General features: G+C 65.3%; 18 protein-coding genes. 9 read left to right on the forward strand and 9 right to left on the reverse strand.

What is annotated here, in order from left to right; genetic code table 11:
- Nucleotides 1–102: 102 nt before the first annotated feature.
- Nucleotides 103–1,311 (forward strand): PQQ-dependent sugar dehydrogenase, encoded by a 1,209-nt coding sequence (locus GUY37_RS16665; RefSeq protein WP_166827933.1) that lies wholly within the window; start codon nt 103–105, stop codon nt 1,309–1,311.
- A 37-nt stretch (nt 1,312–1,348) separates the two neighbouring features.
- Here the strand turns inward: GUY37_RS16665 and GUY37_RS16670 are convergent, their stop codons facing one another.
- From GUY37_RS16670 to GUY37_RS16685, 4 genes are all read right to left on the reverse strand, one after another.
- Nucleotides 1,349–1,501, reverse strand: coding sequence for a hypothetical protein (locus GUY37_RS16670; protein ID WP_166827936.1), 153 nt, complete (start codon nt 1,499–1,501; stop codon nt 1,349–1,351).
- Nucleotides 1,498–1,950: a helix-turn-helix domain-containing protein gene (locus GUY37_RS16675; RefSeq protein WP_166827939.1), complete on the reverse strand. Its 453-nt coding sequence runs from the start codon at nt 1,948–1,950 to the stop codon at nt 1,498–1,500. The genes GUY37_RS16670 and GUY37_RS16675 overlap by 4 nt, the downstream gene beginning before the upstream one ends.
- A gap of 152 nt (nt 1,951–2,102) precedes the next feature.
- Complete coding sequence (locus GUY37_RS16680) at nt 2,103–2,750, reverse strand: copper resistance CopC family protein (RefSeq protein ID WP_228278229.1); 648 nt, start codon at nt 2,748–2,750, stop codon at nt 2,103–2,105.
- Between the two features lie 65 nt (nt 2,751–2,815).
- Complete coding sequence (locus GUY37_RS16685) at nt 2,816–3,394, reverse strand: low molecular weight protein-tyrosine-phosphatase (RefSeq protein ID WP_166827942.1); 579 nt, start codon at nt 3,392–3,394, stop codon at nt 2,816–2,818.
- 76 nt (nt 3,395–3,470) lie between these two features.
- On the opposite strand from GUY37_RS16685, the gene GUY37_RS16690 reads away from it, so the two are divergent.
- A complete protein-coding gene (locus GUY37_RS16690) occupies nt 3,471–5,444 on the forward strand; it encodes a M13 family metallopeptidase (protein ID WP_166827944.1) in 1,974 nt (657 codons plus the stop codon).
- A gap of 93 nt (nt 5,445–5,537) precedes the next feature.
- On the opposite strand, the gene GUY37_RS16695 is transcribed toward GUY37_RS16690, so the two are convergent.
- Complete coding sequence (locus GUY37_RS16695) at nt 5,538–7,184, reverse strand: DUF1684 domain-containing protein (protein WP_228278230.1); 1,647 nt, start codon at nt 7,182–7,184, stop codon at nt 5,538–5,540.
- A gap of 134 nt (nt 7,185–7,318) precedes the next feature.
- On the opposite strand from GUY37_RS16695, the gene GUY37_RS16705 reads away from it, so the two are divergent.
- Complete coding sequence (locus GUY37_RS16705) at nt 7,319–8,623, forward strand: M18 family aminopeptidase (RefSeq protein ID WP_166827946.1); 1,305 nt, start codon at nt 7,319–7,321, stop codon at nt 8,621–8,623.
- Between the two features lie 95 nt (nt 8,624–8,718).
- Here GUY37_RS16705 and GUY37_RS16710 read toward each other — a convergent pair whose 3' ends face one another.
- Both GUY37_RS16710 and GUY37_RS16715 read right to left on the reverse strand, forming a co-directional pair.
- Nucleotides 8,719–9,711 (reverse strand): TAXI family TRAP transporter solute-binding subunit, encoded by a 993-nt coding sequence (locus GUY37_RS16710; protein ID WP_166827949.1) that lies wholly within the window; start codon nt 9,709–9,711, stop codon nt 8,719–8,721.
- Between the two features lie 16 nt (nt 9,712–9,727).
- Complete coding sequence (locus GUY37_RS16715; protein ID WP_166827951.1) at nt 9,728–12,013, reverse strand: TRAP transporter permease; 2,286 nt, start codon at nt 12,011–12,013, stop codon at nt 9,728–9,730.
- A 234-nt stretch (nt 12,014–12,247) separates the two neighbouring features.
- Here GUY37_RS16715 and GUY37_RS16720 point away from each other — a divergent pair, with 234 nt between their 5' ends.
- Nucleotides 12,248–13,039 carry an amidohydrolase family protein gene (locus GUY37_RS16720; RefSeq protein ID WP_166827954.1) on the forward strand — a complete coding sequence of 264 codons (792 nt, stop codon included), beginning with the start codon at nt 12,248–12,250 and terminating at the stop codon, nt 13,037–13,039.
- A 31-nt stretch (nt 13,040–13,070) separates the two neighbouring features.
- The gene (locus GUY37_RS16725; RefSeq protein ID WP_166827956.1) at nt 13,071–14,834 is read left to right on the forward strand and encodes an ABC-ATPase domain-containing protein; all 1,764 of its coding nucleotides are present in this window, start codon (nt 13,071–13,073) and stop codon (nt 14,832–14,834) included.
- Between the two features lie 3 nt (nt 14,835–14,837).
- On the opposite strand, the gene GUY37_RS16730 is transcribed toward GUY37_RS16725, so the two are convergent.
- Nucleotides 14,838–17,297 (reverse strand): thioredoxin domain-containing protein, encoded by a 2,460-nt coding sequence (locus GUY37_RS16730; RefSeq protein WP_166827959.1) that lies wholly within the window; start codon nt 17,295–17,297, stop codon nt 14,838–14,840.
- Between the two features lie 91 nt (nt 17,298–17,388).
- Between GUY37_RS16730 and GUY37_RS16735 the strand changes: the two genes are divergently transcribed.
- Together GUY37_RS16735 and GUY37_RS16740 are read left to right on the forward strand one after the other, a co-directional pair.
- On the forward strand, nt 17,389–18,387 hold the full coding sequence (locus tag GUY37_RS16735; RefSeq protein WP_166827961.1) for a hypothetical protein: 999 nt from the start codon (nt 17,389–17,391) through the stop codon (nt 18,385–18,387).
- 190 nt (nt 18,388–18,577) lie between these two features.
- Nucleotides 18,578–19,030: a pyridoxamine 5'-phosphate oxidase family protein gene (locus GUY37_RS16740; RefSeq protein ID WP_166827963.1), complete on the forward strand. Its 453-nt coding sequence runs from the start codon at nt 18,578–18,580 to the stop codon at nt 19,028–19,030.
- 46 nt (nt 19,031–19,076) lie between these two features.
- Here GUY37_RS16740 and GUY37_RS16745 read toward each other — a convergent pair whose 3' ends face one another.
- Nucleotides 19,077–19,937, reverse strand: coding sequence for a glycerophosphodiester phosphodiesterase (locus GUY37_RS16745; protein ID WP_166827966.1), 861 nt, complete (start codon nt 19,935–19,937; stop codon nt 19,077–19,079).
- A gap of 305 nt (nt 19,938–20,242) precedes the next feature.
- Here GUY37_RS16745 and GUY37_RS16750 point away from each other — a divergent pair, with 305 nt between their 5' ends.
- Nucleotides 20,243–21,274, forward strand: coding sequence for an Lrp/AsnC family transcriptional regulator (locus GUY37_RS16750; RefSeq protein WP_166827969.1), 1,032 nt, complete (start codon nt 20,243–20,245; stop codon nt 21,272–21,274).
- A 143-nt stretch (nt 21,275–21,417) separates the two neighbouring features.
- Complete coding sequence (locus GUY37_RS16755; RefSeq protein ID WP_208094891.1) at nt 21,418–22,353, forward strand: polysaccharide deacetylase family protein; 936 nt, start codon at nt 21,418–21,420, stop codon at nt 22,351–22,353.
- The last annotated feature ends 15 nt before the right edge of the window (nt 22,354–22,368 follow it).

Consider the following 22,368-nt stretch of genomic DNA (forward strand, 5'->3'; position numbering starts at 1 on the left):
TCTATTCCTGGGCAGACGGTCACAGTCGGCGGCAGACGGTTCAATTCGAGGGCTGCCGACGGATAGTCTTGTGCAACCGGACTCCCCGATGAAGGAGAGAGCATGACCACCTCACCACAGCGCCGAACCGGGCGGCTTCTCACCGGTGCCGCACTGTCCCTGGCCGTCGTCCTCAGCGCCTGTTCCTCGGATTCGGACTCCGACGAGACCAACGGTCGGGGCGGGTCGGAGTCGGGGGCCGCCTCGGCGAGCGCTGGTTCCGGATCAGCCGACGCCGGGTCCACGGCGTCCGCTCCGGGGGCGGACTCTCCCGAGGTTGTTGCCACCGGGCTCGAATCCCCGTGGTCGATCGCCTTCGTCGGGCAGACCATGCTGGTCAGCGAACGCGATTCGGGTCGTATCCTCGAAGTCTCCGCAGGTGGAGACGTTCGTGAGGTCGGCCGGATCGATGATGCCTCGGCCTCGGGTGAGGCCGGCCTCCACGGTCTCGCCGTCGACGATGACCGACTCTATGCCTTCTTCGCCGCTGGGACAGAGAATCGGATCGTCAGGTTCGACCTCCTCGGCGAGGCCGGGGACCTGTCCCTGGGTGAGGCGGAGACGATCCTCGACGGACTGCCGACGGCGAACTTCCACAACGGCGGGCGGTTGGCATTCGGCCCCGACGGGATGCTCTATGCCACGCTCGGCGATACGGGCGATCGCGACAGTGCCCAGGATGAGCAGGCGCTGTCGGGAAAGATTCTGCGCATGACACCCGATGGCGAGGCACCCGACGACAATCCGTTCGGCGATTCGCTCGTCTTCAGCATGGGACACAGGAACCCGCAGGGCATCGGGTGGGACGACGAGGGCACGATGTATGCCTCGGAATTCGGGCAGGACACGTGGGATGAGCTCAACGTCATCGAAGCCGGCGGCAACTACGGCTGGCCCGAAGTCGAAGGCATCGCCGAGGATGGCGGCGCGGGTGACGGCGACTCGGGCGGAGGCGAGGGCGGCGGTGACTCGGGCGGCGGAGCAGGCGATTTCATCGATCCGGTGCAGCAGTGGTCACCCGACGAAGCGAGCCCGTCCGGGCTGGCCGTCACCGACGACAGCATCCTCATCGCCGGACTCCGCGGGCAGCGACTGCACCGGGTGCCACTTGATGACCTGGCTTCATCGTCGCAGCTGTGGACCGGCGATTACGGGCGACTGCGCGATGTGGTCGAGGCACCCGAAGGGTCGCTGCTCGTACTGACGAACAACACCGACGGCCGCGGAGATCCCGGCCCGGACGACGACCGCCTCCTGCGCTTCACGCCCTGACGGCGTACACTCCTGACTCAGTCCACAAGAGAGCTACTCACTCACCGGTGCGGAAGATTTCGCTCGGCATCGAATGCCTGCCTTCGGCCAAGACCCGCCAGTGGTCAGCCTCAGCCAGGCGCAGAAAGACGTCACATAAGTTGATCGGAATCAGCACGCAGGCGTCAATCAACACCTTGACTGTGGTCACCGCGTCTCCGAGAATCCCGCGTCTCGAACCGGTCGATAGTCGTCAACATCGTCCTCCATCGCGTCGAGGCGCTCTCGCCGGCGAATACGGTTCCTGCTTTGAAAATCGAGGACATCCCGAAGCAGCACTCTCCGGTGCCGCCCTCGCATCTCATACGGAATCTCGCCTTGTTCCAAATACTTGATCAACGTCGGCCGTGAGATTGCCAGAGTCTCGGCCGCCTGCTGGGTGGTCAGGGACTGACTCCGATGCGATACGGCGACAGCGTCACCGTTCTCAAGCACTGAAAGCACACTGTCCAATATCTCGGCGACTTCGTCAGGGACGGCCACGAAGTCCGCTCCTCCGGCCCCGAGAGTCAGAGATGAATTCGACCGAAGCATCTCCCGCATTCGGGCATACTCCGAATGCTTCGCGGGAAACGTGGTCTTCTCGTCGGAGGCCGTCATGTGTCAATGATATTCGCAATAACCGAAAATCTCTAGGGTCTTATGTTCCGCAGCCGGGCTCGCCCGCGCCGCAGGTACGACCGAGGCCCCGAACGCTCTTCGCGTTCGGGGCCTCGTGACAGACGTGCTGCGTCGGTCGCCGGACTGCTCGCTCAGTTGTCCTTGGTTCCGGGCAGGCCCTGGGACTTGCGGCGCATGAGCAGGACGACGATGACGATGATGGCCAGGCCGCCCACGGACAGCAGCACGATCATCGGCGTCGACATTCCGGAATCGCTGCCGGTGGACTCGCCGATCTCGCCGCGATCCTCGGTGTCCTTGCCCGGCTCGTCGACGACTCCGCCGCCGAGCCCGGCCTTCGTCGACTCTCCGGACGACTCCTCGACCTCACCGCCGGCCCCTTCGGAATCCTTGATCGCGAACGAGTAGTCGCCGGAGATCGGGTGCCCGTCCTGCGACACCACGCGCCAGGTGACCGTGTAATCGCCGGGCTTGAGGTCATCGGGCAGGGCGACGCTGAGCTTCTTGCCCTCGACGGTGAGCTCACCTGCGGAGACGTCCTTGCCGTCGACGACGACGGTGACCTCGGAGCCGACTTCCTGGATCTCGCCGGAGAAGGTCATCTCGAGCCATTTGGGCTGCTGGTCGAGTTCGGCACCGTCCTCAGGATTCGACGACACCAGCTGGTCATGGGCGCTGGCGGCGGGAGCGAACGCGAACACGCTCATCGCAGCCACCAGCAGGGCGGCGAAGCCCAGCCTGAGAGCGGACCAGTTCTGTCGTGTCATGAGTCGAGTCATGAGAGTTTCTCCTTCGAGGCGTACCTGCGATATCGGTCGTGTCAGCAAGCTTGTGCCTACCAGTATCACTGAGTTTTCGCGGCCAGCGCGCGCAGACGATCCGTGATTCCCGGCACGGACACTTCAATTGTCTCAAGAGTTTCTTCGAAATGCTTGAATTCCCCGTACCAGGGGTCCGGCACGTCGGGTGCTGGTGCACTGTCGGACCTCGCCGAGGCGGCCCGTCCGTCACCGCCCCCGGCCGCGGTGGCGTCCCGTCCCGCGCTTTCATGGACCCCTGACACCCGCGGATCGAACTCGCGCAGCATCCGCAGCTCCGGGGCCGCCTCGGCGGGAAGACCTGAGATCATCCGCTCCAGGGCACGATAGTGGCGGGCGGTCATCGCCACCGCCAGATCGCGTTCGGCCAACCATTCGGGCGTGATCTGCCGGGCGACGTGATCGTCGGTGCGGTAGCCGGCGTCGGCGAGCACACGCGCCTGACGTCGGTCGATGGGGTTGCCGGCCTCCTCGTCGCTGATTCCGGCGGAATCGATGATCGCCTCGGCGCCGGTGCCGGCAAGGTGATGCTCGAGCACACGTTCGGCGGCGACGGACCGGCAGATGTTGCCGGTGCACACGAACACGACGGACGCCAGACTCATTCGCTGCTCCTCATTCCACGACAGGCGGGTGCGCGACGACGATCGCCGCCGGCACTGATCACGATACTGTTGGGCCATGACTTCTGAAACCTCACAGACCTCGATCAGGCCTCAGGACGACCTGTACCAGCACATCAACGGCGAGTGGATCGACTCGTTCACGATCCCCGACGACCGGGCCGGCGACGGAGCCATGCGTGAGCTCTTCGACACCGCCGAGACCAAGGTCCGCGACATCATCACCTCCGTGACCGACGCCCCGCAGGAGCCCGGCTCCGAAGGGCAGAAGGTCGCCGACCTGTTCACCTCATTCATGGACGTCGAGCGCATCGACGAACTCGGCGTCGACCCGCTGAACTCGACGTTCGCGGCTATCGACGCCGCCGAGGACAAGTCAGAACTCGCCGCTCTGCTGGCCCGGTTGGAGACCGAAGGCATCGGCGGAGTCCTCGGCGGGTACGTCACGGCCGATGCGAAGGACTCCGACGTCTACGCCCTCTACCTCGTCCAGGCCGGCATCTCCCTGCCCGACGAGGACTACTACTTCAACGACGACCACGCCGAGGTGCGCGCGAAGTTCCTCGCCCACGTGCAGAAGATCGCGGCCTTGGCCGGGATCGGTGAGAAGTCCGGGATGATCTCCGACGCCGAGGTGGCCGCCAAGGTGATGGCGTTCGAGACCGAGCTCGCCCGCCACCACTGGGACCGGGTGGCCTGCCGTGATGCGGAGAAGACGTACAACAAGTATTCGATCTCCGAGCTGCGTGACCTCGGCCCCGAGTTCGACTTCGACTCCTACTTAGGCCTCCTCACGGCCGAGGCGGCCGACCTGAAGTACCTCGTGGTCTCCCAGCCCTCGTTCGTGACCGGCATGGCGAAGGTGTGGGCGGAGACCGACATCGAGACCATCAAGACCTGGCTGCGCTTCGTCGTCGTCTCCGACACCGCCTCGCTGCTCTCCGACGAGTTCGTCGAGGAGAACTTCGACTTCAACTCCCGCACCCTCTCGGGCACGCCGGCCCTGCGGGAGCGCTGGAAGCGCGGAGTCAGCCTCGTCGAGGGCTACCTCGGTGAGGCCGTGGGCAAACTCTACGTCGCCGCCGAATTCCCGCCGACTGCGAAGGACGCGATCGACCACCTGGTGGGCATGCTCATCAAGGCCTACGACAAGTCGATCCGCGAACTCGACTGGATGAGCGAGGAGACGAAGGAACGCGCCCTGGTCAAGCTCTCGAAGTTCACACCGAAGGTCGGCTATCCGGAGGTGTGGCGGGAGTACCCGGCCGCGATCGACTCCGCCGACCTCGTGGGGAATGTGCGCCGCTGCTCGCAGGCCGAGCATGTGCGGCAGGTGAAGCGGATCGGCGGACCCATCGACCGCACGGAATGGCTGATGACCCCGCAGACGGTCAACGCCTACTACCACCCGGTGATGAACGAGATCGTCTTCCCCGCAGCCATCCTCCAGCCGCCGTTTTTCGACGCCTCGGGTGACGTGGCTGCGAACTTCGGGGCGATCGGCGCGGTCATCGGCCACGAGATCGGGCACGGCTTCGACGATCAGGGATCGCGCTATGACGGGGACGGCAACCTCGTCGACTGGTGGACCGAATCGGATCGGACCCTGTTCGAGGAGCGCACGAAGGCACTCATCGCCCAGTTTGAGGAGCTGGTTCCGACCGGTCTCGAGCCGAACCAGCACGTCAACGGGGCGCTGACGGTCGGCGAGAACATCGGCGACCTCGGTGGTCTGTCGATCGGGTGGAAGGCGCTCGAGCTCGAACTCGGCGAACGGGCGGGCACTCCGGGCGTGCCGGTGACGCCGAGCCCGGAACAGGCGAAGGCGTTCTTCGAAGCCTGGGCGAAGGCATGGCGGTCGAAGATGCGCACCGAGGAGCGTGTGCGCCGCCTCTCGATCGACCCGCACTCGCCGGAGGAGTTCCGCTGCAACCAGGTGGTGAAGAACATGACTGCCTTCCACAACACCTACGGAGTGAGCGAGGACGACGGCATGTACCTGCCCCCGGAATCGCGAGTCACCATCTGGTAACCCTCCCAATTACTACCTGACGGCGGCCGAGCAACCTTGCGCGAGGTTGCTGAGCCGCCGTCAGGTAGTTCTGGGAGCGTGGGGCGGCTGGGCTCAGCGGTGGTGGCGGATGAGGGCGACCATGCGGTAGTCGAATTCCTGCCAGCTCGTGATCGAGTCCCCGGATTCCATCGCCGCCTGGAAGTCCTCGACCTCGGTGCGATCGGATTCGAGCGGAATGTCGAAGGGCATCTCCACGTAGATCAGCCCGCTGGCGTCGGTGTGGACGATGTCGAAACCGGCCTGCTTCGGGTCGAGCTCGTTGTTCATCACGATGAGCAGACGGTCCTCGGGGGCCGAGTATTCGGTCTCGATGCCATCGACATAGCCTTGCTGTGAGCGCAGCTCCCGCTGGGCCTGGATGACGAACGCGGAGTACGCGCCGATGCCGATGACCGGAATCCGCGAGGTCATTGCCTCGGTGGCGACGTCGATGAGCCGCGACCGGGCCTTGCGCCCCAGCGGAGACAGATCCCCGCCGGACATGGCGACTCCGTCGAAGCCGACGAGGGAGACCCGCGCATCGTCGTGGGTGGGGTTGAGGATGGTGATGTCGAGGCCGAAGCGCGAGTACCAGGGGCGGGTCACCTCGGCGCTCTCCTCGTCCCACCACACGTAGAAGAGGAACGGCACGTTGATCCCGGCCTCCGAGTAGAAGAACGGAGGACGGCGCTCACCTGCGGTGACGTCGAAGGGCACGACGTTGCCCTCGATCGGGGCGGGGCAGGTGGCGAACGAGGTGAACGCGAACGGGTAGTTGACCGCACGGTTGAAGTCGATGACGAGCGACCCGTCCTGGTTCGGCACTCCGAGGTCGATGGTCCGCCACGCCGAGGTGGTGCTCCCATTCGTCGAATCGTGGAAGTCCAGCTGGAGCCCGGTCTTCGGGCACCCGGTGGCGAGCAGGCTGACCTCGCCGTGCTGGGTCTCAAAGGTGACGATTCCCGCCGCCTGCGTCTGCAGCTGCAGGTCCTCTTGAGCGGTTTCGATCGTAAAGGTCCTGAAGGGGTCGAATCGGGTGAACCGGGCGAGGAAGACGAAGTCCGGGTCCGGGTCGAAGACCGGGACCTCGAAGAACTTCCCGAGCAGCGGCGACTTCGAATTGCGCACACGCACACCGAGGCGGCCGCCCCGATCGATGAGTTCGTAGAGGACGTTGCCGACGGTGAACCAGTTCAGCGATCCGCCGGCCGGAAGCTTCGCGCTGAACCCGTTCTCCTCGACGCGGACCTGAGGTCGGGCGGGCACGGCTTCGTGTCCGCCGGATCCAGCATCCGATCCGGCGACAGACTCGGCGGAAGAATCGGCATCTGCAGCGTCGGCCCCAGCCGCGCTGCCCGCACCGGCATCGGCTTGGTCCGTCACCGTCGGCAGGGTCGAGGTGTCGCTGGGCACTGCCGGGCTGGTCGCCCGGGTCGGCCCTGCACCGTTGACCCCAGCACTGCCGAAGGTCCCGGCTCCGCTGTTGTCGACCTTGCTCAGCAGGTCGAACGTCTCGGCCGCGGGGCCGGCTTTGATTCCGGAATTCAACGACACAGTGACCCACCCGTCCTTGACGGTGAAGGTGCCGGAGGCGTCGGTCCAGGTCGATTCGGTGTCGAGCCAGTGCAGTCCGACGACGCTGAGCCAGCCGAACGGTTTCGCCAGTGCCGAGTTCCGTGAGTCGCGCCAGGTGTTCCACTCCGTCACGAACTGGTTCACGTCGAACACTCCTTGCCGTCGCTGGTGCGGTCGCAGGGTCGCTGCCCCCGCCTGTCTCTCAGACCCGGTGGCAACCCGAGTCTGAGACCTGATCTTCTTCCCCTCCAAACTACCGCAAACGATAGGCTGGGGAAATGAATGGATCACTCCCGAGACCGGACGCGGCCGCGACGACAGCGGCCGACCTCGGCGACTTCGTCAGCGCCTCTCCCAGCTCCTACCATGCCGTGGCCACTGCCGCGAAGCGCCTGGAAGAGGCCGGATTCTCCCGCCTCGAGGAGTCCGTTCCCTGGGCGCTGACGCCCGGGACCGCGCACTACGTCATCCGGGACGGCGCGCTCATCGCGTGGATGAATCCCACTGTCACCGAGGCGGCTCCCCGGTTCCGGGTGTTCGGTTCCCACACCGATTCTCCTGCGTTCAAACTCAAACCCGGTAGCGAGTACTCATCGGAGGGCACCCGTCAGGTCGGGGTGGAGATCTACGGCGGTCCGCTGCTGAATTCCTGGCTCGATCGTGAGCTCTCCTTCGCCGGTCGCCTGAGCCTCGCCGATGGCAGCGTCGTACTCGCCCGCACCGGGCCGATCGCCCGCATTCCGCAGCTCGCGATCCACCTCGACCGGCAGGTCAACGAGGGCCTGGCCCTGGACAAGCAGCGTCATACCGCTCCCGTCATCGGCCTGGCCGAGCTCGCCGAGGCGGACATCATCGAGCTGCTCGCCGCATCTGCCGGTGTCGATGCCGAAACCATCGTCGGTCACGATGTCTACACCATTCCCACACAGGAGCCGGCCCTCTTCGGCGCCGCCGAGGAGTTCTTCGCCTCGCCGAGGCTGGACAACCTGCTGTCCGTCCACGCGGGTGTCACCGCGCTCACCCATCTCGATGCCGACGGGCTCGACGGCATCCCCCTGTTCGCGGCCTTCGACCACGAGGAGATCGGGTCGAATTCGCGTTCGGGTGCGTGCGGTCCGTTCCTCGCCGATGTCACCGAGCGCATCATCGCCTCCTTGCTGCCGCAGTCGACGCGCAGCGACTATCTCGCGTCGATGGCCACCTCGGTGTGTGTCTCCTCCGATGCCGGGCACGCCGCCCACCCGAACTATCCGGAACGCCATGATCCGCATGTGCGGCCCCGCCTCGGCGGCGGGCCCCTGCTCAAACTCAACGCTCAGCAGCGCTACGCCACGGATGCGGTGGGCACGGCGGTGTGGTCGCAGGCGTGCGCGGCCGCCGGCGTCGAGTACCAGGATTTCGTGTCGAACAATGCGATGCCGTGCGGGTCGACGATCGGGCCATTGACTGCCACCCGTCTGGGCATGACCACTGTCGATGTGGGACCGGCCCTGTACTCGATGCACTCGGCCCGCGAGATGGTCGCGGTCTCCGATGTCGTCGCACTCGGCGCCGCTGCGAAGGCGTTCCTCCAGGGCTCCTGAAGCCAGCTTGTCGTTCAAGGCGCAGCGCGTCTATCGAACGGTGCACGAATCGACAGACGCGCTGCGCATTGAACGAGCGAAAGGACGGGTCGGAGCTACTTGTTCAGCTCGTCGAGCGCCTTCTGCGAACCCGGGTGCAGCGTGATCGGCTCCGGCGGTTCGGCGGTGTCGAGGTTGATCTCCTTGGCCGCTGCGTGCACCTTGACCAGTTCATCCTTCTTGTCGAAGATGAGCTTCGTCAGTGCACAGGCGGTGCCTTCATCCATATCGTTGCGGACCATGAGCACATTCGGAGTGACAATCGTCTTCACCGAGTCGACGCCTTTGTACGTGTCACTGGGAATCTCGGCCACCTCGTAGACGGGGTTGATCTCCTTCATCTTGCCTTCCATGTCGGAGATGTCGAGGATCTCGACGTCCTTGCCGTTCGAGGTGAACAGGTCGGTGACACCGGCAGTGGGCAGACCTCCGGACCACACCATGCCGTCGATGGTGCCGTCCTTCATCCCGTCGACGGTCTTCGACAGGTCGAGGCGCTGCTTGGTCACATCACCGTCCTTGAGACCGGCGGATTCGATGAGACGGTTGGCGATGACCTCGGTGCCGGACTTCGGCGAACCGGTCGAGATCGTCTTGCCCTTGAAGTCCTCGACTGAATCGATCTTCGCGTCCTTGCGCACGACGACGTGAGTGTAGTTGTCGTAGATGCGCGAGAGCGCCGAGATGTCCTCGGCCTCCTTGAAGTCCGCATTGCCGGAGACCGCATCGGCTGCGGTATCGGCCAGGGAGAACGCGATGTCGAAGTCGCCGCTGGACAGCTGCTGGAGGTTCTGCACGGATGCGCCGGTCTCCGAGGCGGTCGCCTTGAGATCGGAATTATCCGAGATCACCTGCGCCAGCCCGCCGCCGAGCACGTAGTAGACACCTGTCGAGTTGCCCGTGGCGATGGTGATCTGCCCGGACGCCGCCGTGCAGCCGTCCCCGCCTTCGGCGGCGGGTTCGGCTTCGCGTTTCCCACCGCATGAACTCATCGTCAGCACCGCGGCCAGGGCGACCGCAGCGACCGAGAACGTCTTTGTTCGCTTCATGGACTTCGTCCCTTTCTCAGTTGGTCCCGGCCGGTGTTCCGGTCGAGGGTGGTTCGTCGTCGGATTCGCCCGTGCCGATTTCGGTCGTTGCAACCTCGTCCTTCGCCGAGGCGGTCGTTCGTACCGCAGTCCCCGTCGCGGAGGCGGCCGCCGGCTTGCGTCGGAGGATCAGGTGAATGACGACGGCCAGAGCGAGGGCCGCGAAGCCGACCATCATCGACAGCGGCTGGAGGTAGAGGAGTGCGCCGGCCGCGAGGAAGCACAGGATCCGCTCGGGCCAACCGGCACGGCGGAGGATCCACCCGCCTGCGCCCGCCGCCAAGGCTGCGACTGCGAAGGCGGAGACGAGGAAGGTCCAGACCGCACCGATGAACCCGCCCTGGGCCACCAACGCAGCACCTTCGGCAGTGAAGGTGAAGGCCAGAGGTACGAGGAACGCAGGAATCGCATACTTGCAGGCCTGCCACATGGTGGCGATGACACGGCCCCCGGTGATCGCCGAGGAGGCGACCGCCGCCAGAGCCGTCGGCGGGGAGACCTCGGAGAGGACTGCGTAGTAGAAGATGAACATCGCGGCCGCCGCCTCGGGGACGCCGAGGGTGATGAGGGCAGGGCCGACGATGACCCAGCTGATGATGAACGAGGCGGTCACCGGCACTGCCAGACCGAGCACCGTCACGGCCACTGCGGCGAAGATGCAGGTGAGGATCAGGATCACCGTCGGGTCGTCCGAGAATGCCTGCGCTCCCTTGATGAGGATGTCGGAGATGACCTGGCCGAGTCCGGTCTTCGTGATCGTCGAGACGATGATGCCTGCGGCCGCGCATACGCTGGTCACCGGCAGCACGGAGCGGATGCCCGTCGACAGCGCCCCGTAGAACACGTCCCAGACGGCGCGGAGGATCGTGGCGGGTTCGCCGAGGCGGGCGAGGATGATCTCGATGATGCCGAATCCGATGCCGACGAGTGTCGCGTAGACGACGGCTTTGAACGGTGCCATGCCGAGGGCGAGGAACACGACGATGATGCCCAGGGAGATGAAGTGGTAGAAGCCTCTCTTGAAGATCGGCCACGAACGCAGCCCCGGAGGCGGAACGTAGTCGACTTCGATCTTCCGGGAGTCGATCTCGATGGCGAGGAAGATGCCGAGATAGTACAGCAAGGTGGGCACGACCGCCCACAGAAGGACGAGTCCATAGGAGACGTTGAGCAGCTCGGCGATGATGAAGGCCGCGGCGCCCAATGTCGGCGGGGATAGGATCGCGCCGATGCCGGAGGCGGCGAGCATGCCGCCGGCGTTCTCCTTCGGATAGCCGGCTTTCTTGAGCACCGGCCAGGTCACCGCGCCGAGGGAGACTGCCGTGGCCGTGCCCGAGCCGGAGACCGTGCCGAGTAGAAATCCGGACAGGGCCACGGTGCGTCCGGGCGCCGCCTTGGACTTCTTGAACAGGGAGAAGCTGAGGTCGATGAAGAAGCTCGCGGCGCCGGTCTTGTCGAGGACGGCTCCGTAGATGGTGAACAGCACGATGTAGGTTGCGGCCACGTCCAGTGGGATGCCGTAGAAGCCGGAGGCGTCGTTGTACAGGGCGTTGACGATCTGGTCGAAGTTCTGCCCGGCGTGCGAGCCCGGCCAGTTCACGGGGATGTAGGCACCGTAGTAGCTGTAGAGGAAGAAGACGATGCAGAAGATCGGCAGGATGAGGCCCGTGGTGCGGCGGGTGGCTTCGAGGATGAGCAACAGCAGGACTCCGCCCATGACGACGTCGAGCGTCGTCAGAGATCCCTGCCGGTTGAGGAACTCGTTGAATCCGCCGGAGAAGAACGGCAGCACCGGGTAGGCGCAGGTGAGGAAGGTGCCGACGACGAGCACCCAGTCGATGATCGAAGGGTTGTCATTCTTCGCCCGTTTTTTCTTGCCCGATGTCGCCGAGGTGGCCCCCGCCGAGATCTTCGCGTCCGCACCGTCTCCCGGTGAGGCGGCCCTTGCCTGCTCAGTCGCTTCCGCGGCCCTGTCGGCCGCTTCCGCTTTGCGCCCGAACCCCGGACGGTAACAGATGAAGACCAAAGGCAGCACGAACGCGAGGAACCACATGAGGTAGAACTGGTTGCCCTGCCGCAGCGGGAAGAACACCTGGTTGAGCACGAACAGCGAGACGACGAAGCAGACGATGCCGACCCCGAGGTCGAGTCGTCGCGTCAGAGTGCGCTGCGGCAGCTCCTCATCGTATTGTGCGATGAGCTCGTCGACGTCGGTCTGCTGCGCCCGGCCTGTCGGAGCGGCCTCGGCAGTGCGTCCGGACATCCTCATCCTTCCAAATGTTCGGAGAGAGCAGGCACGATCACCGTCGATCGGCTCTGCCTCGTTCACCTCTATGTGAACTCCCTCACAATATACCGAGGCAATGACATGACCAGGTCGATCGACCGTGAGTTCGAGACCCTTGATGGGATCGTTATCCGCAGTACCGAACAATGAGACTCCGAGAGCCGCTCTCCACCTACGCCACGGCAGAGCCGGGCCGGGTAGATTGACGGTATGAGCAAGCTTCAGCGTGCCTTCGACGCCCATCTGCATATCGTCGATCCGAACCATCCGCTGATCGAGAACAACGGGTATCTGCCCGATCCGTTCACGGTCGCCGACTACCGGGCGCGGCTGCAGAGCCTGCCCGAGGTCGGAGTCGAGGTCGCCGGAGGTGCCGTCGTGTCCGGATCGTTCCAGGGCTTCGACCAGGGGTACCTCATCGAGGCTCTGCGTGAACTCGGCGGCAGCTTTGTCGGCGTCACCCAACTGCCGACCGAGACCACCGATGATCAGATCCGACGCCTCGACGAGGCGGGGATCAAGGCACTGCGGTTCAATATCGCCCGCGGCGGTTCGGCCACGCTGGATGCTCTCGACAGCTTCGCCCGGAGAGTCCATGATCTCGTCGGCTGGCATGCCGAGCTCTATATCGACGCCCGCACCATCGACGAGGATCTCGCCGAACGCATCGCCTCACTGCCGGCGGTGAGCATCGACCATCTGGGCATGCATGAAGACGGCCTGCCCACCCTGCTGCGCCTCGTCGAAGCCGGGGTGAAAGTCAAGGCCACCGGTTTCGGCCGGGTGGAGCTCGACCCCGCCGAGGTGGTCCGCCGCATCGTCGACACCGACCCCAGTGCGCTGATGGTGGGCACGGATCTGCCGTCGACTCGGGCTCGCCGTCCCTTCGTCGACGCTGATTTCGCGCTCCTTCGCCAGGTGCTCACTCCTGCCGAAGCGAATGCTGTGTTCTGGTCCAACGCGGCCCAGTTCTACGGCCTCGAACCCGAAGCGACCGAGTAGGCAGTCATCTGCACCAAGTAGCATGTGTCCAATGAGTTCACATCAGTCGAATCTCGCCTCCACTCTGCACAATCTCGACGGTCGCAGCTACGGCAATCTCAAACAGATCCGCGGCCGCTACAGCTTCGGACCGGTCACCGTGTTCATCGACCGAGTCCAGGCCGACCCGTTCGCCTCCCCGTCGAAGGTCCGGGTCCGGATCGACCGCGCTGATGCGCAGTTCCCCCTGGATCTCACCACCGAGCGTGCCGATCGGATCGCCGCGTCCGACTATCTGCTCCGTGCCGGAAACCAGGTGCTCTCGGAGCTCAAGCAGCGTGCGCTCATCCTCGGCCACCCCGGGCAGGAGATCCTCGAGAGGACGAACATCCTCATCGACGACGCCGGTTTCGAGGCACGACTGCTGGTCAATCTGCCCGCCCGCGGTCGCCGCATCCTCGGCCACCAGGCAGCCGACATCCTCACCCGCGATCTGCCCGAGTTCGCCGAACGGCTCTTCCTCTTCGACCGCTGGTCCGACGCGGACGCGCACAACCCGACTGCCCACCGACTCGCCGACCACGTCCGACTGCACCGGGATCAGCTGGAACTGCGCAGCCACCTCGGCGAGGCGGGACTCATCGGTTTTGTCGGAAACGGTGCGGTTCTGCCGCGGACGTCCGGGGATTCGGACTTGCCGATGAAATCCTCGGATGCGATCGCCTTCACCTCCCCTCCCGAACTCGAACACACGGTCGATCTCTCAAGCGGTCGCAGCGTCACCGGTATGGGCATTCCACGCGGAGTCACCGTCATCGTCGGCGGCGGCTATCACGGGAAGTCGACGATTCTGCGCGCGCTCGAACGCGGCGTCTACCCGCATATCGCAGGCGACGGGCGCGAATGGGTCATCAGCGACCCGACTGCCACCTCCATTCGTGCCGAGGACGGTCGCGCCGTGGCCGGCGACGACATCTCGGCGTTCATCAACAACCTACCGTCGGGCACTGACACGAGATTCTTCTCGACAACGAATGCCAGCGGATCGACCTCGCAGGCGGCCAACCTCGTCGAAGCGGTCGAGGCCGGGGCACGTACTCTGCTCATCGACGAGGACACCTCGGCGACGAACTTCATGATCCGCGACGAGCGTATGCGCGCGCTCATCCCTGCGAAGCGGGAACCGATCACCCCGTTCGTCGACCGCGTCCGTCCGCTGTTGACCAGGCAGGGAGTGTCGACGGTGCTCGTCGCCGGCGGCTCGAGCGCGTTCTTCGAAGTCGCCGACCACGTCATCGCCCTCGACGCCTATGTGCCCAGCGAAGTCACCGAACAGGCGCACGACCTCGTCGGGGTCACCGCCGCCGACCTCGACCCGGCTGCAGCCGACTCAGACACCCCTGCCGACCTCAACCGCGGCACCGAGACCGTTTCAGACTCCCCGGCTTTCACCGCCGCACCGCGTGTGCCGACGCCGAAGGCGCTGCGTCCTGCGTCGAAGACGAAGTCGGCCCGCGCAAAGGGGTCCGACCGGATCCAGTTCGGCCGCGATTTCATCGACCTCATGGCCATCGCCCAACTCGTCGACGCTCAGCAGGCATCGGGAGTGGCCGAGACCCTCGAGTACCTTGCGGAGATCTTCGACGGACGGACTTCGCTCACCGAAGCGTTGGCGGAGGTCGAGGACATGCTCGATGCTCAGGGCCTCGACGGAATCACGGGGCATCGCGATCACCCTGGCCATCTGACCCGGCCACGCCGGCAGGAGATCGCCGCCGCTCTCGATCGGTACCGGGGATTGAGCCTCGAACGCTGAGCCCTACCGCCCCAGCAGCTCCTCCAGCTCCGCGGGGGCTCCCACCGGCAGTGAGCACGAGGTGCCCCGGCACACGATCGCCGTCCCCGCGGGGACTTCGACCTCACGGCCGTCCGGTCCCGGCACCCCGGTCGAGGTCGTGAGCAGAGTCAGCGACGGATGCTTGGCGGCGATGTCCCGCAGCGCATCGTCGGCGGTGGCGACTCGCACAGGCGACAGGGCTCGCTCGGCCTGCCACAGAGCGTGGCCGCACCCGCGCGGAGCCTGTCCGGCGAGGGCCCGGTAGACCCCGAGCAGCCGATCCCGGACCTCCATCAGCCGCCCGGTATCCAGCGCGGCGCCCTGACCCGATCGCTCTGCCCCACCGGGTTCCGAATCACCGGTTGCCGCCGTTTCGACGCCGAGTTCGGCGAGCAGCAGCACCGCCTCGGCGGCCGCCGATCGTCCCGACGGCACGGTGTTGTCGACGGGGTCCGCGGACTTCACATCGATGATGCCGTCACCGAGCGAATCGACCGCCTCGAAGACCCCGTCCTCCTTTTCGGAGGTGAAGAGGTGCAGCATCGTCGCACCGAGGTCGACGAGGTCCTCCACCGTCACCGAGGCGGCCCCGCCCGACAGCTGCCGGACCGTGATCCCAGCGGTGATGAGTTGCGCCCAATCGGCGAGCCCGCCCCGCCCGGGCCCCGGCTCTCCGTCGGTGAAGCTGCGCCGCACCTCGAATCCGGCTGCGTCGGCCGAATCGGAGGCCCCCGCCGAATCCGGTGTCCCAGCATCCTCGAACCGGTCATGCATCGCCGTCCAGAACCGCACCGCGGTCCTCCCCCACGCTGCCCCCGTGGCGTTGCCCACCGTCGACTGTGCAGCGTCGTCCGGATCCGCGGCGTCTTCCGCCGCCGCGGCAGCATCATCCGCACCACTGGATTCCTCTGCTTCGACACCCTTGTACAGGGCCGCCTCGGCGAGGGCAATGATGGCCAGGGAATTCCATTCGGTGATGATCTTGTCATCCCGGGCCGGCTGCGGACGGCGAGCGCGAACGGAGTCGAGCACCTCGCGTTGCCGCCGTGTCTCCTCGATGGCCCAGGGCGCGGGATGGTCGGCGTCGAAGGGGACGTCCTCCATGCCGAGCCAGTCGATGATGCGCACGGCCGCGACCACCTGGCCGGACAGCTCGCCCCCGGCCGGCGAATCGACGAGCCCGAGCAGGCCCGCCTGCCCCGCCTCGGCGAATTCCTCGGGGGTGAAGACGTAGGCCGCGCCCTCTTCGGAGACTCCCGAAGAGTTGAGCGAATCCGCGTCGAGAGCGGCGATGAACCCGTCATCGGTCGACAGGTCGCTGATCAGGAAGTTCGCGGTATCGGCGATCTCGCGTTCGGCCAGGGCCAGCCATTTCGAGCCCGGGTCGAGGGCGCGTTCCACCTTCGCCCACGCGACGACGGCGCGCAGATAGAGGGCGTTGTCGTAGAGCATCTTCTCGAAGTGCGGCACGAACCACTGCCGATCGACGCTGTAGCGGGCGATCCCGCCGCGCACCTGGTCGCGCATGCCGCCGCTGGCGATCCGCGCGAGCGTGCTGCGCACCGCGATGAGGCAGTCGAGGACGAGGTCGCCGGTCAGGTGGCCGTCGGCGCCGAGCCAGTCGAGCCGGCCCTCGGCCCGGACCCGATCCACCGGGTGTTCGTCGCCCGATTCCTCGTTCGCCGAGGCGGTTCCAGCGCTTCCCGAGCTCGCCGAGGCGGCGTTGCCCGCTCCCCTGTTCGCCGAGGTGGTCCCGCCCAAACGCACGAACGCGGCCAGAAGCTGAAGGACGTTCATCATCGGCGGGAACTTCGGGGCACCGCCGAATCCGCCCCACGCCGGATCATAGGAATCGAGGAGGGCAGCGGCGGCGGAATCGAGCTCATCGGGGCTCAGGGACTCCGCGGCCGCCTCGGCGGGGAGGGCGCTGGTCACGGCATCGGCCATCTCGGCCAATCCGCGGTCCATGCGCGCGGTCATCTGGTCGACTTCGTCGCGGCGGTCGGTCCACGTAGCGGACACGGCCGAGAGCACCTGCGTGAACGCGGGCAGGTTTCCCCGCGGTGCGGGCGGGAAGTAGGTGCCGGCATAGAAGGGACTGCCGCTCGGGGTGGCGAAGATCGTCATCGGCCATCCGCCCTGACCGGTCATCGCCTGCAGCGCGTTCATGTAGTAGGCGTCGACGTCCGGCAGCTCCTCCCGGTCGATCTTCACCGGAACGAAGCGGTCGTTCATCAGCGCCGCGACTGCTTCGTCTGCGAAGGATTCGTGTGCCATGACGTGGCACCAGTGGCAGGTGGAGTACCCGATCGAGATGAGGAGGGGGACGTCACGGCGGGCCGCCTCGGCGAGGGTCTCCTGTGACCACATCCGCCAGTCCACGGGATTGTCGGCGTGCGCGCGCAGGTAGGGGCTGGTCGAGGTGGCGAGTTCATTCGGCATGCCCCCCAGCGTCTCACTTCGCGCGACGACGTGCGAGGGCAACCGCAGCCCGCACAACAAGGCAACTGGTTTTCATGGAAGTATGGGGGCCATGAGTTCGACCCCGAAAGAGCCTTCCGATACCGCCGCTTCGCAGGCTTCTCAGGCCGCACCCGCGCCACAGCCAGCGCCCGCACCTATGGATGACAAGGGCCTGAACCTCACGGTCGCCGCCTTCGTCGTATTCATCGTGACGTGGGTCGGCGCGAGGTCGGCAGGCGCAGCCGAGTCGTCTGCGGATCTCACCGGACCCGATCTCGGCCTCCTGCAGGTCGTGCTCATCCTCGTGGCCGGCGCAGCCGCTGTCGCCGTCGGCCGGAGCCTGAAGTCGATTTCGCGTGGCGTCTTCATCGTCATCACGGTCGTCTACTTCACGCTCGCGGCTCTCACGTCGATCTTCACCGACCAGTTCACGAGCCTCGACATCGAATCACGATTCTTCGCGATCCTCCGACTCGTCCTCTATATCGCCGACGTGGTCTACCCGCTCGTCATCGCCCAGGTTCTCGCCGTCACGGTCTCACGAGTCGTGACTCCACCCGGAGACTCGGACGACGCCGTTGCCGGACTCGCCGCGAGGACGGCCCGCCGCGGCAAAACTGCCGCAATCGTCCTGTTCGCGGCGGTCGCCGTCGTCATCGTCGCCTGGATTCTGCGGCTGCCGATCACGACGGCACCGCTGCTCATGAACTTCGGTGAGGTCGTCTTCGCCGTCGCCGCAGCCATCGGCTCGGTCGCAGCGGTCTACGCTCTTCGAGCGGTCGCGGTCGCACGTTCGCTGCCGGCCCCGGCGCCGGCTGTCGGGCCGGACCCACATCGCCGCCGTCCCCGGCTGGCCCACGTCCTCACGTTCCTCGCCATTGCCGGCGGCCTCTGGTTCTGCCTGCAGTATACCCTCGTCGCGGTCGAGTTCGGGGCCGCGCTCGACCTCCCTTACCCGTCCGGTCCTGCAGGCATGCTCCTGTTCACGATCGGAAGCTTCGTCCTGGCGATCGTCACCGTCGATGCCGTGACCTCCCGACGATCGAAGCCCAGCAGACGCCCGGCATGACCTTTCCACCCTTCCCGGCGGCACAACGATGAGCACATGGCGGCGTCAGTCCTCGTCACTGCCCGGCGAGACTGCATCGCCCGCCCTGCGGTCCCTCTTCCCCCGCGCCCGACATTCTTCTACACTATGTAGAACTCAGCGGGGAGGGAACCGATCCCGGTGACCGCCGCTGCGGGACAGGAGAACGACAATGAGCGCCGAACCATCATGGACTCTCGATGCCAAGGACTGCTGGGAGCTCCTGCGGTCCACCTCCCTCGGCCGCCTGGCCGTCATCGGCGTCGAGGGCCCGGAGATCTTCCCGGTGAACTTCACCATCGAACATTCCGCACTCGCCATCCGCACTGGAGACGGCACCAAGATCGAAGCAATCCGCGACCATCCACGCGTCGCCTTCGAGATCGACGGCGTCGAGGATGAGACCGCGTTCAGCGTCGTCGTCAAGGGCGACGCGAAGGAGATCAACGCTCCTGACGAGCTGCGCGACACCGTCTCCCTCGACCTCTCCCCGCTGCAACCAGGAACGAAGAATCACTTCGTCCGAATCCTCGCCGAGGAGGTCACCGGCCGCCGCTTCCCCGTGACCGATCCCTCAACCTGGAGGTCAGCGCTCAGCGACGCATCACGCGCCCCGCACGAGTGACCGGTGCTGCCGGTTCACGGTCGGCGGGGAGACTCACACTCGGTCGTCAGAGGGCTTCGACGACTTCGACGAGGCGGTCGGGGGCGTTGGTGATGATGCCGTCGGCGCCGACGTCGATGGCCCGTTCCATCTCGCCGAGGTCGTCGACGGTCCACACCAGACTCGTCATTCCGAGCTCGTGGATGGCGGTGAGGAAGTCCTCGTCGGCGGCGCAGAATTCGGGGTTGACCTGGTCGACCCAGTCGGCGAAGTCCTGGAGTTCGTCCGGGCAGGGGCGGCCGAGCACGCCGACCGGGATCTCCGGGGCGAGCGTGTGGAACTCGGCGACGAATGCCCAGTTCGCGGACTGGACCACGAGCATGCCCGCGGCCAAGGCCCGGTCGAGATAATTCGGCACGGCACGCAGGGCGGCCACGATCGCCTCGGCGATTCCGGGATACATTTCGGGATGTTTGACCTCGAGCAGCAGACCGGTGCGGGTGTCGTGGGCGAGGGTGAGCACCTCGGCGAGGCGGGGTACGCGGACACCTGCGAATTCCTCGCCCCTCCAGCTCCCCGCGTCGAGCGTGGCGATCTGGGCGGCATTCATGCCCGCGATGCTGCGGTCTTCGCGATTCGGGTACAGGGCGCGGGCGTCGGTGGTGCGGTCGACGGTGGTGTCGTGCATGATCACGAGCTCGCCGTCGGCGCTCATGTGGACGTCGGTTTCGATCATGTCCGCGCCCTGATCGATGCCGGCAATGAACGCAGGGATCGTGTTCTCCGGCCAATCGGCCGACGCACCACGGTGTGCGATGACCAGGGGCGGGACCCGGACTCGGGCAGAATCGATGACATTGTCGGCGGCGCCGGCGTTGAGGTCGCGGGATGAGGGATCGGAAGTGGGTGTGGCGAGGGTGATGGGCATTTCAGAACTCCTCCACGGAGACTGCGGGTGGCGTTGCTCAGCTGCTGCTTAGGCGACCGAACGATGAGTACTAGGGCGCCCAGATTAGGCGGCCTGTGCAAGTTCCGGGTGATGCGCGGGTAGACGGGACGTGAATCCTCGCGGAGTCCGCGCGGGGACTGCGATCATCCGGTACAGCCAACGGCTTAGATTCATGAAGTTCGCATCAGGTAACCCTCAGTAAGTCTCGTTTACCGTCATCAGCCGTATCTCTCTTGAAGCAAATGAGCACTTGAATTAACGATTATGACGGATATGATCATCTTGTGAACCAACGCACAACGCCGTCGACATTTCTCGATCCCATCGACCGCACGATCATCGACATCCTTCACCGGGACGGTCGAGCACCGTGGTCCAGAGTCGCCGAGCAGCTGGACGTTTCCGCCGCTACGGTCCGCCGCCGATACGAAGCAATGCATTCGACAGGCACCATTCGCGTCGTCGGGGCCACCGATGTTGCCCGACTCGGAATGGGGATGCCCGTCTTTCTGCGGTTGTCCAATGCCCACGCGGACCTCCCGGAGCTCGTCTCACGCCTCCGCACTCGGCCAGAGGTGCGCTTCTTCGCGACGCTCCTCGGAAGCGTCGACATCACCGCGGAGATGGTGTTGCCCGAGGGGACGGACTATGGCCGGCTAGTCGGCGAGATCACCGAAGGCACTTCTGCGACTGCTGAAAGCCTCCTCATCACTCATGCCTTCGCTTCGGGCCAAGATTGGGCTCCTCCGCGTGAATCTGCCGACCCCACACGTCTGGCTCCGATCGAAACCGAGCCGGCGCCCCACATCGACCTGACGGATTCCGAGGCCAAGGTGCTCGGGATGCTCATGCATGACGGCCGGACTGGCCTCGGCGCTCTGGCCACTGCGATCAGCAAGTCGGAGAACACCGCCGCTCGCATCATCGACCAACTGCATAGGTCCGGGGTTCTCGACTTCCGTATCCTCGTCGAACCGGTTCACTATGGCTTCACTACCGAGTTCTTTCTGTGGCTGGAAGTCGAACCACGCTTCCTCATGGAAACTGCATCAACTCTCGCCGAACACCCTGCGACGAAGTACCTCACCGCCACCACGGGCCGGTCAAACCTGGTCGGTCAGTTCATCGTCCGCGATCGAGCCGAGCTTTTCCGGTTCTCCACACAGGTACTCGCCTCAATGCCAGGCATTCGCACGGCAGACATCTGCGTCCAGACAGCAGTGCACAAACGGGTCTGGACAACACTCGAGAACGGCCGGTACGCAACCGATGGACAACCGCTCGACCCCCTTGAGTATCTCCAACCCCGTCGGTGAGAGATGGGGCCTGCAGTCGCGGGAAAATGCGCCGAGCCTCAGCGCTGCCACAGCGCCATCCATTGGCACCCGCCTCAAACAGCTGCGAAGCACAACCAAACAACAAACCAGAGGAGACGGAAATGACCTCACTACCTACTGATATGACAACGACAGCGCCCTGGCAATGGCCTGAAGAGACTTGGCGGAGAGAGGTCAACCGTGTTCGCGCAGGACGCAAGCTCGTCCACGGCGATCCTGCTCGACGTTGGCCGAACGCTGCGAAGTGCGCCGTGCTCATCTCTTATGACTCTGACCACGAAACTCCATACCTTCGCGACGGCCAGACCTCACCGGGTTCGTTAGCACAGGGAGAGTATGGCAGCCGCTCGGCAGTGCCGCGAATACTGGAAATGCTCGCGCGCCACGAGGTGCCGACAAGCTTCTACGTACCCGCCGTCTCCGCCCTGCTGCACCCTCAAGACATCGACGCCTACGTGGCAGGCGGACACGAGGTCGCCGTACACGGATGGATTCACGAGCGCAATACACAGTTGCCCTATGAGGCAGAGCTCGACCTCATGGGGCGAGCAGCTGACACACTCGAGAAGCTCAGTGGCACTCGGCCGATCGGCATCCGCACCCCGTCCTGGGACTTCTCACATTCGACGCTCCATGTCATCAAAGAACTCGGCCTCGTCTATGACTCCTCTCTTATGGCCGATGATGAACCTTACGAACTCGACGCCGACGGCACACCGACCGGAATCATCGAGATCCCCGTCGAGTGGGTCAGAGATGATGCACCCTACTTCATGATGGATCGCTTCGGGGGCCTTCGACCCCATCTGTCGCCCTACGAAGTCGAGCGGATCTGGATAGACGAATTCGAAGCCGCCTATACCGCCGGCAGCATGTTCGAACTCACTCTGCATCCGCATATCAGCGGTCATCGTTCAAGGTTAGCGATGGTCGACCGGCTTCTCAGCCACATCCGGTCCTTCGACAACATTTGGTTCGGTACCCACGCTGACCTCGCCCAACACATCATCGACATGGCTCCTGGTTCCACCACAGATCTGCCGTCTGGTCGATCCTGACTTCTGTCCCCGACG

Origin of the sequence: Brevibacterium limosum (assembly GCF_011617705.1) — a bacterium.
GTDB lineage: Bacteria > Actinomycetota > Actinomycetes > Actinomycetales > Brevibacteriaceae > Brevibacterium > Brevibacterium limosum.

Bases quoted from the DNA above. Each gene is read 5' to 3' on its own strand.
- GUY37_RS16665 (WP_166827933.1), top strand. From the start codon at position 103: ATGACCACCTCACCACAGCGCCGAACCGGGCGGCTTCTCACCGGTGCC.
- GUY37_RS16675 (WP_166827939.1), bottom strand. From the start codon at position 1,950: ATGACGGCCTCCGACGAGAAGACCACGTTTCCCGCGAAGCATTCGGAG.
- GUY37_RS16680 (WP_228278229.1), bottom strand. From the start codon at position 2,750: ATGACTCGACTCATGACACGACAGAACTGGTCCGCTCTCAGGCTGGGC.
- GUY37_RS16685 (WP_166827942.1), bottom strand. From the start codon at position 3,394: ATGAGTCTGGCGTCCGTCGTGTTCGTGTGCACCGGCAACATCTGCCGG.
- GUY37_RS16690 (WP_166827944.1), top strand. From the start codon at position 3,471: ATGACTTCTGAAACCTCACAGACCTCGATCAGGCCTCAGGACGACCTG.
- GUY37_RS16705 (WP_166827946.1), top strand. From the start codon at position 7,319: ATGAATGGATCACTCCCGAGACCGGACGCGGCCGCGACGACAGCGGCC.
- GUY37_RS16710 (WP_166827949.1), bottom strand. From the start codon at position 9,711: ATGAAGCGAACAAAGACGTTCTCGGTCGCTGCGGTCGCCCTGGCCGCG.
- GUY37_RS16715 (WP_166827951.1), bottom strand. From the start codon at position 12,013: ATGTCCGGACGCACTGCCGAGGCCGCTCCGACAGGCCGGGCGCAGCAG.
- GUY37_RS16720 (WP_166827954.1), top strand. From the start codon at position 12,248: ATGAGCAAGCTTCAGCGTGCCTTCGACGCCCATCTGCATATCGTCGAT.
- GUY37_RS16725 (WP_166827956.1), top strand. From the start codon at position 13,071: ATGAGTTCACATCAGTCGAATCTCGCCTCCACTCTGCACAATCTCGAC.
- GUY37_RS16730 (WP_166827959.1), bottom strand. From the start codon at position 17,297: ATGCCGAATGAACTCGCCACCTCGACCAGCCCCTACCTGCGCGCGCAC.
- GUY37_RS16735 (WP_166827961.1), top strand. From the start codon at position 17,389: ATGAGTTCGACCCCGAAAGAGCCTTCCGATACCGCCGCTTCGCAGGCT.
- GUY37_RS16740 (WP_166827963.1), top strand. From the start codon at position 18,578: ATGAGCGCCGAACCATCATGGACTCTCGATGCCAAGGACTGCTGGGAG.
- GUY37_RS16745 (WP_166827966.1), bottom strand. From the start codon at position 19,937: ATGCCCATCACCCTCGCCACACCCACTTCCGATCCCTCATCCCGCGAC.
- GUY37_RS16755 (WP_208094891.1), top strand. From the start codon at position 21,418: ATGACAACGACAGCGCCCTGGCAATGGCCTGAAGAGACTTGGCGGAGA.